Raw genomic sequence first — 11,528 nt, forward strand, 5'->3', positions numbered from 1 at the left:
TAATCGATGATAGTGTCCACAGCCGTTTAAGGGACAGCTGAAAGCACCCTGCTGCATTCCCCGCCATGCGAAACTTCTGCCCCGTGGTAAAAGAAGGGACTGTATCTTTGGATACAGTCCCTTCTGTATAATAACCTTTGTTTATGATTCTCCGCTCAGTTCCACCAGAATCTTCACTTCTGATTTATCCCCTGCGAGTGCTTCAAATCCTTGTTCCACGATATCGTTTAATGCGATATGGCGGGTTACCGCTTCTTTGACTTCCATCGTGCCTGATGCGATAAGATCGATCGTCTTTTGATAAACCTCGGGCTCATATGCCGCACTTGATGTGATCATAACTCCGGAGCTGGTAAGGTCCATCGGGGTGATCGCAACAGGATGGGTGATCAGCGATACGATGACAACCATTCCTCTCGGTGTTGTGGTGCGGATGGCCTGATTTAATGTCGGTTCCACTCCGGCCACTTCAAATGTTACGTCAAAACCATCAGGGACGATTTCTTTCACCGCTTCCTCCGGTTTCTGCTCTCCGGAGTTGATGACGTGGGTGGCTCCCATTTCTTTTGCTTTTTCAAGTCTCGGTTCGGACAAATCAAGCACAACAATGCTCGACGCACCGAAAGCTTTTGCCGCTGCCACTGTCAGCAGCCCAATCGGTCCCGCACCGTAAATGCCGACAGTCTGCCCTTCCTGAAGCTTCCCTTCTTTTGCAGCCTGCACCGCGACAGCCGACGGTTCCACGAGCGCACCCTGCTCAAGACTTAGATGGTCCGGCAGGCTGTACAGATGTTTTTCATCCAGAACGACATAATCGGCAAAGCCGCCGTCCTGACCAAGACCAACGAAGTTGAATCCATCATAAATGTCGTATGCCGGACCTTTGTTTCCATACGTAATAAGTGGATTAATAACAACCCGGTCGCCGGTGGAAAAGCCGGATACGTTCTCTCCCGTTTCTTCCACTACGCCGGAGAATTCATGCCCCATTGTAAGCGGTGCGGTTTCTCCGGTTAACGGGTCGGGATTTTCTCCGGGAATGGTCATAGGCCCGTCCAGGTACTCGTGCAGGTCACTGCCGCATATACCTGTCCACGCCACCCTCACTTTGACATCTTTGCTCCTCGGTGCGGGAGCCTCTTTTTCTTCTATACGTATATCTTTTGCGCCGTGCCATACTGCCGCTTTCATGCTAACATCTCCCATTTATCAATCTATGTTGTATGTCCATCTTAGCAGTTATTCAGCCAGTCCGCTAAATACACTGCTTCTTAAATGATGGAATAATGCACATCGTCTTTCTCTTTTCCGACTGTATCCATATACGTGCGTCCCCATTCATACATGGCTTCAAGAATAGGAATTAAGCCGGTGCCATGCTCGGTGAGGGAGTATTCCACTTTCGGCGGAACGACCGGATACACTTCGCGGTGAATGAGCTCATCTTCTTCGAGTTCCCGCAGCTGTTTGGTCAGTACTTTCTGTGTGATGTTGGGCAGCATCTGCTTCAGCTCTCCGAACCGCTTCGTTCCTTTTTTACCTAAATGCCACAGGATAATCATTTTCCATTTGCCACCGATTAAAGATAATGTCAGTTCTTTTTCGCAGTTGAACTCCTGTACGGATGCTCTTGTCATTTTTTTATCCCTCCATCGATGAATTACGCTGGTAGTATCCATGTGGTTACTACGTGACTGAAAAGTGCGTACTACCATTTTACTACCCCAGGCTGTACTATGGAAACCGAAACAACATTCCAAGGAGGTTTCCATTATGAGTCGATTTACAATCCCGCGTGATATTTTCTTTGAAGACAATGCTCTGGAAGTGCTTCGGTCCTTCGAAGGAGAAAAAGCAGCCCTGATTATTGGAGGAGGTTCGGTAAAACAGAACGGAAATCTTACCACCATTCAGAAACATCTCGCTGCTGCCAACATCGAAACAGAGGTGCTGGAAGGATATAACACAGAGCCTACCGCTGCGATGGTCAAACAGGGGGCAGAGGAACTGGCGTCTTTCCAGCCTGACTGGATTATCGGCATCGGCGGCGGTTCTGCGATGGATGCCGCTAAAGCAATCTGGCTCTTTTACGAATACCCGGAACTTTCCTTTGAAGATGCCACAAAGCCGTTCGAACTTCCCCGGCTCCGCAAAAAAGCAAAGTTTGCCGGCATTCCTACAACAAGCGGAAGCGGTTCGGAAGTATCCAACCTTTCTGTCGTGATGGATGAAAAAACCAATATCAAGTATCCACTTGCCGACTTCGAACTGACACCCGATATCGCCATCATCGATCCTGCCATGATCGAGAACCTGCCCGGGCACATTGCAGCTTACACCGGCATGGATGCGTTCACCCATACCATTGAAGCGTATGTAGCGAAGCCAAGAACTCTGTATACCGACATTCTTTCTCTCGGCGGCGCCGAAGTGATTAAGAATAATCTTTTGGCTTCCTGCCAGGGCAGTCAGGACGCAGCCAAACAAATGCACAGCATTCAGGCGATGGCCGGCATGGCGTTTGCAAACGCGGTACTCGGCAACGTCCACAGCCTGGCCCATAAGAGCGGGCCGACATTCGGCATTCCGCACGGGTACGCCAATGCAATCTACCTGCCATATGTCATTCAATTCAACCGCGCCGTCGTAGAAGACCGGTTCGCTGAAATTGCCCGTCGTCTCCATCTGGAGGGAGCTGACGATGCAGAATTAACCGATGCGCTTGTGGCATATATCTTTCAATTGAACAAAGACCTCGGTCTTGCCACAACCCTGCAGGACTTCGGCGTATCCGAAGAGGACTTCAACAAGCATGTAGACACCATGGCGAAAAATGCCATGGACGATCCGTGCACCGGCACCAATCCGCGTGAAACGACCGAAGCGCAGATGAAAGAACTCTACAAAGCCGCTTTCTACGGCCAGGAAGCGCTCGTTAAAGCATAAAAATGAATGCTGCACTGTGATATGCCAAAAGAGACCGGGACAAAAGATAACGATGCGCAGGAAAACACGAAAGTCTTGAGTCGCTGTTCAGGAATCACATAGCAGCGGAGCTAAAATGGTTCGACTCCTGCTCCGAACAGTACAATCCGCGGGTACCCCACAGAATGTGCGGTCAGAGTCCGCGTCCGCACGTAACCTTCCACAGGGGAATGACGTTTAAGGGGACACTGAATACTAGAAATTGCCTCAGGCGGTGTCCCCAACGACGTTTACGGGAGTGCGGAACTCCCTAAAGTGCCTTAAGAATCATTCATGACGACGTTTAAGGGCGCACCAAATGCTATAAAGTGCCTCCGGCGACATGCCCAGCGACGTTTACGGGAGTGCGGAACCCCCTAAAGTGCCTTCGGACTATTCATATTACATTTCACGCAGCGACGCGGGATTTTTGCTGCGTCGGCCCGTTCGTTTCCCGCTGAAAGCAGCCTCGATCCGTTCATGATGACGTTTACCGGGGAACGGAACCCTCTAAAGTGCCTTATGAATCATTCATAATGACGTTTAAGGGCGCACCAAACACTATAAAGTGCCTCCGGCGACATGCCCAACGACGTTTACGAGAGTGCGGAACCCCCTAAAGTGCCTTCGAACCCATTCCAAACGAACGTCTGTGATCCCATCGCGGAGCAGCTCAGGTGCAGTTTCGATTCCGGCAAACGGGGCCTGGAACGGCCGGGACCCGTCGGCTTCAACAAGCAGCTGATCCGGCAGCACCGCAGCCACAAGCCGTGTTCAAGCGTAGAAGACACGAGGAGCCCTGCGAATCGATGCCGCCCTTGTACTCCGGAGTGCATAGAAGACACGAGGAGCGCCAGCGAATCGACACCGCCCTTGTGCTCTGGAGTAAAAGCGACGTATGTTGACGCAGCGGTTTGTCTCAGCAACGGAGAATGCCGAACGATTTTTTTAAAATCGTTCGGCATTCTCCGCTTCTTTTAAAGGTTTTGTCCCAGTCTCTTTTTTTACTTTTTATTCGAGTAAACTTATGACGAACGGAAAGGTGAATATCATGGAAGCCAAAACAGCAGCGGTCAGAATTAAGCTTGAGTATACCAACTTAGGGCGTTTAGGGAGCAGTTTAATCTGGCTCTTATATAGAATCGCCCACACCCCCATCGGAATGAGCACGCTCAAAAGTATGACAGGAGATCCTCCAAAGATCATGGCAGCGAATGCAACCGATAATGCTGCGATACCTCCACAAAGAGCGAGAGTTATGTTGACAATATGGATGACACGCCGCGCGGTTATAAGCTCTTTATGCTGTTCATACGTTAATACGGTTCGGTAAAGGAGGTACATATTTAACACAACCACTATCAGCAAGGCCGGGCGCCAGAGGCTGTAAAACTCTATGGACATAGAGTGGACATAAAGTAAAAGTAATACATTCAGCACAAGAGCCAGCGCCACCCATAATTTCCGGTTCACAGCAAACACACGGTTCAACGCAAAAAACAGCACAGCTGAATGACCAATTGTCCCTATAAGCATTTCTGTTAGAGCCGCCTGTTCCTGAATAAGTACCGCAATGTACGTTCCAAACGTAAACATAAAACTAAGCACCGCAAGTGTCAGCAGCAGTTCCCGCCGGAACGGAAACATCGCCTGCTGCAGGCCGTCGCCGATACGCGCTTCCCGTCCGAACATGGCCATCGCCTCCTCCTCTGCTTCCTCTTCCGTCTTTCCGGCTTCGATCTCTTCATCCCGCCGCATCATAACGTGCGATAACAACTCCTCATATAAATCATCACGCTCTGCGCGGCTGCAGTCGGTCTGAGCGGCAATCCGCTTCACATAAGTCTCCAGTTTACGTGTCATACGCTCTTCCCGCCTTATCCAGCAGATCATGAAGCGACGCCCAATCCCGGCGTTTGCGTTCGAGTTCGGCCCCGCCTTCTTCGGTGATGGCGTAATATTTTTTGCGTCGTTCTCCTTCCGGTGTGCTCCAATAAGCCGTTACCCAGCCTTTCCGCTCCATCCGCTTCAGGGCTGGATACAGCGTCCCTTCACTCATGTTGTACGCCTCATCACTCAGGCTCTTCAGCTTCTTCGTCATCTCATAACCGTACAGGTCCCGGTCCGCCACCAACGACAGCAGAATCAAATCAATGTTACCTTTCATCATTTCTTTATCCATAACCTATTCTTTCCTTTCAATGGAATGCCCTTACAGTATAAAAGTTTATACATCGTGTTACAAGGGTTAAGGATAAAAAAGCACGGCGTTTCATAATGAAATGCACCGCGCGTTTTTTGCTGGTATGTCTACGTAAAAAGTAACTCCTTCAGCCGGCCAGCGTCAGCCCGAATTGAGCGATCAGCGCGCTGACAACATAGGTGCCGATGAAGACGAATACGGCAACAAGGCCGATTTTCCATGACGATTTCCGCAGATCCGCGAGCCGGTCCACAACGGATATTCCGGCAAACGTCAGAATCGGTGTCGTAATGGACAAGAAGTCCACCGCTTGAATCGCTGTGACGAAAAAGTCAAAGATTAAACACATCACAAGCGACGTAATCGACACCCACCCTAGAATAGGAAAGTTTCTCAAAAACGAGATATCTATTTTTTTCATCATCTGTGAAATGCCGATGCCCATCATGGAGAAAAGATAGAGGCTGAACAGACCTGCTATCGTTAACCAGGTCACCGGCGTGCTTTCCGGATTTTTGACCAGTTTGATTTCCTGGGTAAATAATATGAGAGCAATACTGAGAAGCAGTACGAGCGCATATTTAACGTATTGATTCAGACCTGCCTTCATGTCCGGTCACTCCTAACCAAGAATTTATACATGAACTGCTGCAGCGGAGCAGCCAAAAAGATCATCGTGAATGTTCCGAGAAAGCTGGTTAAGAGCTGACTGGCAGCCGCGTAAGATGTTATCGTGCTTTCCATCTCCGGAAGCCGCGCCACCAGGGTGGAGGAGGCACCGGTCATCATACTGCTTGAGCCGACACCCGACGCCATCGCAAGCGCCTCCGGACGAAAGCCGAGATCCAGCAGCACAGGCGCAATGATACTGAAAAACAAGGCTCCGAATATCGTCCCGATGATATACAAAGAGAGAACGCCGCGTCCTTCGTCGGACTCCAGTGTGTACTTTTCGGAAATGTAGGCAAGCTCCCCTTCCCGTCCGATACCAAGCGTTGCGCCGATAGCTTCCCGGCGCAGCCCGATCAGCAGGGCAATCGGCAGTCCGATGAGTACAGTACCCAGGTTGCCGAGCTCCTGGAAAATGAACACCCATCCGACCTGCAGAATTTCGCCCATCTGCGGCGCCACATCAGCGCCGTATCTAGCCATCAGCGGAAGCATAATGAAAATCAGATATTTGCTCGAAAAGTCAACATTCTGCTTGCTGTAGATTCTTTTTAACGGACCGGCACGCAGCACTTTCATCCCGAGCACCATCGTAATGATAATAGCAAAAACAAGTGGAAGCAGGCTGATGGTAATGCTGCCGATCGTAATACTCTGAATACCGATCAGCTCTGCGATCGTAATAATAACCAATGCAAAAACAAGAAGCAGTACCGCATTCACTTTATTCATCTTTGTGTCCCCCTGCCTATTCCGTCATGGAAGAAATAACGTTTACATAATCTTCATAGCTTCTGCTGTAGACGTTCTCTCTATCTATGTTCCCGTTCATCTCCTCCAGCACGTCTGCCAGGAACTGCGGGAAAATCTGATAAATGAAAACCGGATCGATATCCATAAAATCATCTCCGTGGATGGTGCCGGTAAAGCCGCTGTATCCAATCTGAATGCACGGCATCATGTAGGATAAATCGCCGATATCCCCTGCCGCACTAATCGGATTGCTGCTCATGAGCTTGGGAATCTGATCATTTTTCTCAAACGCTGCTTCTGCAAACGTTGATAGGTAGCGGTCCTGCTTAAACGGCAGATACCCCATCTGTGTTTCGATATCGACATCCCCCATCAGCGCCCGGCTCGATCCTTCTGCAGCATGGTCCAGGCGGTCCGCCGCTTCTTTCATATACGTCAGAGACTGCGCGCGGAGGTCCGTTCCCACCGTAATATGGTTGGGAACCACATTGGTCGACATATCCGAATCCATTACAATCGGATTCATGCGTACCATTTCTTTTTCGTCGATCTGCTGCCGGGAGAGCCCAACCGCCGTATTAAACAGCGTAGAGATATTATAGGCATTCACCGAGGAGAAAGGATCCAGACCGGCATGAGAGGCTTTGCCTTTAAAGTGATATTTCTTATATAGAAAGCCGGCCAGGTCACTGTTCACTTCCACCGTCCGCTGCTCGAACTCTCCGCCAATCGCGTGAACACACATGCTGATATCAATGTCATCAAACACGCCCAGTTTTACGGCTTCCGGTTTCCCGCCGTAATGGGTAATGGTACCTTCGCGGCGGAGCTCTTCCCGGTACGCCAGATCCAGATACTCCTCCGCCGGCACGAAAATGAAGGAAAGTTTATAATCAAACGCCTCGTACCTTCCACTTTCAAAAAGCTGCTGGTACAACGCAAGGGCAATCGCCACCTGCGTATAATGCCCGCAGTTATGGGCCGCCCCGTTTTCCGGTCCGGCCCGGAAATGCGACGGAGCGTATACCGCATCAAGTTCTGCGATAAACGCGATGTGCAGCGGCTTCTCTCCGCTTCCGAGCGTGGTCCGGAAACCGGTCGTGCTGAAATGCTGCACCTCGATATCCGGATTCACCTGTGTTAAATAGTCCAATACCAGTTCTTTCGTGTTCGTTTCCTTATAACCCAGTTCCGGGTTCGCATAAATCTGATCGGCAATCTTCTTAACGGCCTCGTATGAACGCGAAAAATCCAAACCATTCACCTCAAATAAATAGAAAATTATCATAACCAATACTATTAGTTATAACACTCTTCGACATATTTCATCAATATTTTTAGCGAACTTTTTTCGTAAAAAATCTATAAAATGTTCGTTTTTTATATTGAAAATCTATGTGTTACGGTTTGAAAAGCATTTCATTCAACATATACTCGAATATTATTCTAGTATAAGTGATAAAAATGCCTTTGCGCCATAAGAAAATAGAATGATAACCGGCAGAGAAAAATAGCAGGCAGCCGATCATACGAACAATGGATTGGGAAACAGTGCATGAGCATTATGTTCTTCCGTTCGGATTTTTGGTGAACCGGGGTCAACCAGGTATGGCGCCGGCATTTCGAAAATTTACCCGGGCAGAGGGAGGCTGGATGGAGGTTCTACCAGCCAAATGGCCGCGTTTACCCGTCAAAACAGCAGCTTTACCAGCCGCCCAGGTGCTGAACAGAGAATATCTTCACGACAACTTAGCAAACACCTATACCAATACATTCGTGAAACAGCATAAAAATATCCGAACAATCATCCGACAATGACAGCGTCACTTTCATCGGAAAATGGTTCGGATAATATTTAAAAATGATTTTGTACCAGACACTTTATCATCCAATTATTCTGCTGCTCTGGTTATATAAAAAAAGACGCGTGTTGTCATACAACATCATAAGAAACATGGTTCAGTTCATTTTCCTGGTAACATATAAATGACGTGATAGAAGAGCTGTGGATACAGAGGGGAATGCGGCACCATAATAGGTATGGATCCGGGTTCCGCGGGGTGTAAAGAGACGAGATGGTTAATGGCAGTCTGTATACCGCCGGTGTATTTACAGAGAATCCTTCATTTTAAACAATTTCCGTTCGACGTCGTTCAGCTTGTGGTTGTTAAAAGCAACGCTGCCCTTCACTTCTGAGAGCTCCATGGTTACATGCATATGGTATTCAGACAGTTTCCCTGTTTGATCCTGTATGACGTTCTGTTTACGCTCCATGCGGTCCACCGTCTCCTGCAGTGAATCCATTTTCTGCTGCAGACCGGCGGTATCCGCTTTCGTGGCAAGATGCTTCTGCGACTCTTTTGTCGCTAAACCTTCCAACATGTCTTTTGTTGCCAAGTCCTCCAGCATGTCTTTCGTTGCAAGATCCTCCAACATATCTTTCGTTGCTAAATCCTCCAACATATCTTTCGTTGCAAGATCCTCCAGCATATCTTTCGTTGCCAAATCCTCCAGCATGTCTTTCGTTGCCAGCGATTTTGTCTCTTCTTTTACAAGTTCCTGTACTTCCTCACGCGTTACCATATTCATTTCTACATGTTGAAGACGTTTCTCCATACTCTGGACCGTACCTAAAATCTGTTGAAGAATTTCATTATCACTCAATATTCCCAGCCTCCTTTCTTATGATCAAATTATACCACAACTCCAGAAAAGTTACGCTGTATCTTCTCTTAATTTTTTAAAGAAACTGCCGGAATCTGATATCTATTTTCAGTCCGGCTGTGTACTGACAATAAAGTTGTGGGCCATTATATAAGCGCCCGTTTGCGGCATAGTTTCGTATACAATATAAATCCTTTATTTAAATCGCTTATAACATAACATGTCAATCAGGACTGTTTGAGGAAAATCAAGGATGAATATCATAGATTCTTAACTTTTGATTTAAGAAACAGGAACATACATACACCAAAAAAGATTTTCGTTTCCATCCACGTGGGTAGAGGAATGAATGCGAAAATGAATGGTTTGGCCTTGCTCATCATTTATCGAAATGAAACTAACCTTCTTCTGCTCAATGTGATGCTGTTTCCATAGATTTTGAAACAAATTGCTTTGCTGTTTTAGATTTAAAAGGAGTTGATTAAGAATGGGGTCCTCTGGAAAGCGCTCATAAATGCCCCGAAAGATTGCAACCGAATAGGTTGAAAACTCATCCCAATTTTGAATACGATTCCGAATACTTCCCTCCAAAAATAGGAGTTGTAGTAAATACCGTTCTTCAGAAGAACAAGAAGAAAACGGAAAAAGCATTGTTTCGGCCCCTCGATTCCAAAAAATAACCTTGGAACGCTGATCTGTAATGAAGGATGGAAATGGTAAATTGTCGATTGTGGCTTGTAATGAATTATTATATTGCTCTTCATTCGGCAATGATAATGCTTCATTATACGCTAAGTTGAAAAGATGTTCTTTTTCGTCAGGACTAAGCTGTAACGCCTGGCCAATATTCATTAAAATATCCCGTGAAGGTTGAATGTCTTTTCCCTGTTCCAGCCAAGTATAATACGTCACACTAACGTGGCTGAGATAAGCAACCTCTTCCCGGCGCAGTCCCGGAGTTCTTCGTCTTCCCGAGGTCATGTGAATGCCGGCTTCTTCAGGCTGAACTCGTTCTCGCCTGGACTTTAAAAATTGGCCAAACACTTTGGAATGTACACTTTTTTGCATAATAGTTGATTCATTCCTTTCTCATTGCATGACCAGTATAGCTTTCATTTTGCTTAAGATAAAATGATCTGTTCAACTTTAACTGGTTGATACAGGTGTTTTAATATAGGCAATTTTTAAATCCTGTTAATAACATTACTAGTATAAACGTGCAGTGGTTGTAACCAAGTGTATTCATTAAGATAAAAGCATATCACGAATCAAAAGGAGGACATTCTAATGATTAATAATCAAGATATTCCAAAACGAAAGCTAGGGAATGAAGGGTTGGAAGTTTCCGCTATCGGACATGGTACGATGACAATGCCCGACAACCAGTCTTCTATTGATACAATTCGAGGAGCTTTGGATGATGGTATCACTATGTTTGACACCGCAGACCTTTATGGAAATGATGGTTATCTTCAGGCAAGATTTGGAGATAATGAAAAGCTGTTGGACAAGGCATTAAAGGGCAGGCGTGATGAAGCTGTGATTGCAACGAAATTTGGGATCACTCATAATCAAGGTTATAAGGGAGATCCGGCTTATGTTAAAAAGTCGGTTGACGCCAGTCTGTATAGCCTCGGAGTCGATTACATTGATCTCTACTATCAGCATCGATACGACCCGAATGTTCCTATTGAAGAGACCATCGGAGCCTTGGATGATCTCGTCACACAAGGTAAGATTCGTTATATCGGCCTGTCAGAAGCACCAGCTGACATCATTCGCCGTGCACATCAGGTACATCCGATAACCGCAGTGGAAACGGAATATTCTTTATGGAGCAGAGACGTGGAAGATGAAGTTTTGCCGCTTCTCAAAGAACTAGGGATCGGTCTCGTCCCATACAGTCCACTGGGCAGAGGATTCTTGACGGGTCAGGTTAAAAAATTGGATGATCTTTCAGAAAATTACCCACAGGAGATGTATTCTCGTTTTCAAGGTGCAAATTTCACTAAAAATGTAGAATTAGCTTCCCGTATTGAAAAAATGGCTATGCAAAAAGGATGTACGACTGCCCAGCTTGCGTTGGCATGGCTGTTGGCACAGGGAGATCAAATCGTCCCCATTCCAGGAACCAAGCGGTTAGAAAGAGTCAAAGAAAATCTCGAAGCCACTCAAATTCCCCTTACAAATGAAGATCTGGCAGAAATTAAACGTATATCACCGAAGGGAGCAGCCTCTGGGAGCCGGTTTTAGTTGAACTGATGTATTGTTTGAA

Annotated in this window: 11 protein-coding genes; 2 read left to right on the forward strand and 9 right to left on the reverse strand. The window is 47.0% G+C overall.

Annotated features, from left to right (window positions below; translation table 11 throughout):
• Positions 1–141: 141 nt before the first annotated feature.
• Together BM058_RS06330 and BM058_RS06335 are read right to left on the reverse strand one after the other, a co-directional pair.
• Positions 142–1,191 (reverse strand): 2,3-butanediol dehydrogenase, encoded by a 1,050-nt coding sequence (locus tag BM058_RS06330; RefSeq protein WP_090926196.1) that lies wholly within the window; start codon positions 1,189–1,191, stop codon positions 142–144.
• Between the two features lie 80 nt (positions 1,192–1,271).
• Positions 1,272–1,637, reverse strand: coding sequence for a winged helix-turn-helix transcriptional regulator (locus BM058_RS06335; protein WP_090926197.1), 366 nt, complete (start codon positions 1,635–1,637; stop codon positions 1,272–1,274).
• Positions 1,638–1,773: 136 nt separating this feature from the next.
• On the opposite strand from BM058_RS06335, the gene BM058_RS06340 reads away from it, so the two are divergent.
• Positions 1,774–2,946, forward strand: a complete 1,173-nt coding sequence (locus BM058_RS06340) for an iron-containing alcohol dehydrogenase (protein WP_090926198.1) — start codon at positions 1,774–1,776, stop codon at positions 2,944–2,946.
• A 1,029-nt stretch (positions 2,947–3,975) separates the two neighbouring features.
• Here the strand turns inward: BM058_RS06340 and BM058_RS06350 are convergent.
• From BM058_RS06350 to BM058_RS06385, 7 genes are all read right to left on the reverse strand, one after another.
• Complete coding sequence (locus tag BM058_RS06350; protein ID WP_090926200.1) at positions 3,976–4,827, reverse strand: permease prefix domain 1-containing protein; 852 nt, start codon at positions 4,825–4,827, stop codon at positions 3,976–3,978.
• Positions 4,817–5,146 carry a PadR family transcriptional regulator gene (locus BM058_RS06355; protein WP_090926201.1) on the reverse strand — a complete coding sequence of 110 codons (330 nt, stop codon included), beginning with the start codon at positions 5,144–5,146 and terminating at the stop codon, positions 4,817–4,819. Before BM058_RS06355 ends, BM058_RS06350 begins: the two co-directional genes overlap by 11 nt.
• Positions 5,147–5,294: 148 nt before the next feature.
• Positions 5,295–5,777: a hypothetical protein gene (locus tag BM058_RS06360; RefSeq protein WP_090926202.1), complete on the reverse strand. Its 483-nt coding sequence runs from the start codon at positions 5,775–5,777 to the stop codon at positions 5,295–5,297.
• Entirely contained in the window at positions 5,774–6,568 is a 795-nt protein-coding gene (locus BM058_RS06365) for a DUF3100 domain-containing protein (protein ID WP_090926203.1), read from the reverse strand. Before BM058_RS06365 ends, BM058_RS06360 begins: the two co-directional genes overlap by 4 nt.
• Positions 6,569–6,584: 16 nt before the next feature.
• The gene (locus BM058_RS06370) at positions 6,585–7,844 is read right to left on the reverse strand and encodes a M20/M25/M40 family metallo-hydrolase (RefSeq protein WP_090926204.1); all 1,260 of its coding nucleotides are present in this window, start codon (positions 7,842–7,844) and stop codon (positions 6,585–6,587) included.
• Positions 7,845–8,698: 854 nt separating this feature from the next.
• Complete coding sequence (locus BM058_RS06380; RefSeq protein WP_090926206.1) at positions 8,699–9,253, reverse strand: hypothetical protein; 555 nt, start codon at positions 9,251–9,253, stop codon at positions 8,699–8,701.
• A gap of 282 nt (positions 9,254–9,535) precedes the next feature.
• The gene (locus tag BM058_RS06385) at positions 9,536–10,321 is read right to left on the reverse strand and encodes an MmyB family transcriptional regulator (RefSeq protein WP_090926207.1); all 786 of its coding nucleotides are present in this window, start codon (positions 10,319–10,321) and stop codon (positions 9,536–9,538) included.
• Positions 10,322–10,558: 237 nt separating this feature from the next.
• Here BM058_RS06385 and BM058_RS06390 point away from each other — a divergent pair, with 237 nt between their 5' ends.
• The gene (locus tag BM058_RS06390; protein WP_090926265.1) at positions 10,559–11,506 is read left to right on the forward strand and encodes an aldo/keto reductase; all 948 of its coding nucleotides are present in this window, start codon (positions 10,559–10,561) and stop codon (positions 11,504–11,506) included.
• Positions 11,507–11,528 lie beyond the last annotated feature (22 nt).

It is taken from the genome of Salibacterium qingdaonense, from assembly GCF_900114715.1.
GTDB classification, from domain to species: Bacteria; Bacillota; Bacilli; order Bacillales; family Marinococcaceae; genus Salibacterium; species Salibacterium qingdaonense.

What these genes read in the sequence shown, in the direction of transcription:
- BM058_RS06330 (WP_090926196.1), bottom strand. Translation starts at nt 1,191, where the DNA reads ATGAAAGCGGCAGTATGGCACGGCGCAAAAGATATACGTATAGAAGAA.
- BM058_RS06335 (WP_090926197.1), bottom strand. Translation starts at nt 1,637, where the DNA reads ATGACAAGAGCATCCGTACAGGAGTTCAACTGCGAAAAAGAACTGACA.
- BM058_RS06340 (WP_090926198.1), top strand. Translation starts at nt 1,774, where the DNA reads ATGAGTCGATTTACAATCCCGCGTGATATTTTCTTTGAAGACAATGCT.
- BM058_RS06350 (WP_090926200.1), bottom strand. Translation starts at nt 4,827, where the DNA reads ATGACACGTAAACTGGAGACTTATGTGAAGCGGATTGCCGCTCAGACC.
- BM058_RS06355 (WP_090926201.1), bottom strand. Translation starts at nt 5,146, where the DNA reads ATGGATAAAGAAATGATGAAAGGTAACATTGATTTGATTCTGCTGTCG.
- BM058_RS06360 (WP_090926202.1), bottom strand. Translation starts at nt 5,777, where the DNA reads ATGAAGGCAGGTCTGAATCAATACGTTAAATATGCGCTCGTACTGCTT.
- BM058_RS06365 (WP_090926203.1), bottom strand. Translation starts at nt 6,568, where the DNA reads ATGAATAAAGTGAATGCGGTACTGCTTCTTGTTTTTGCATTGGTTATT.
- BM058_RS06385 (WP_090926207.1), bottom strand. Translation starts at nt 10,321, where the DNA reads ATGCAAAAAAGTGTACATTCCAAAGTGTTTGGCCAATTTTTAAAGTCC.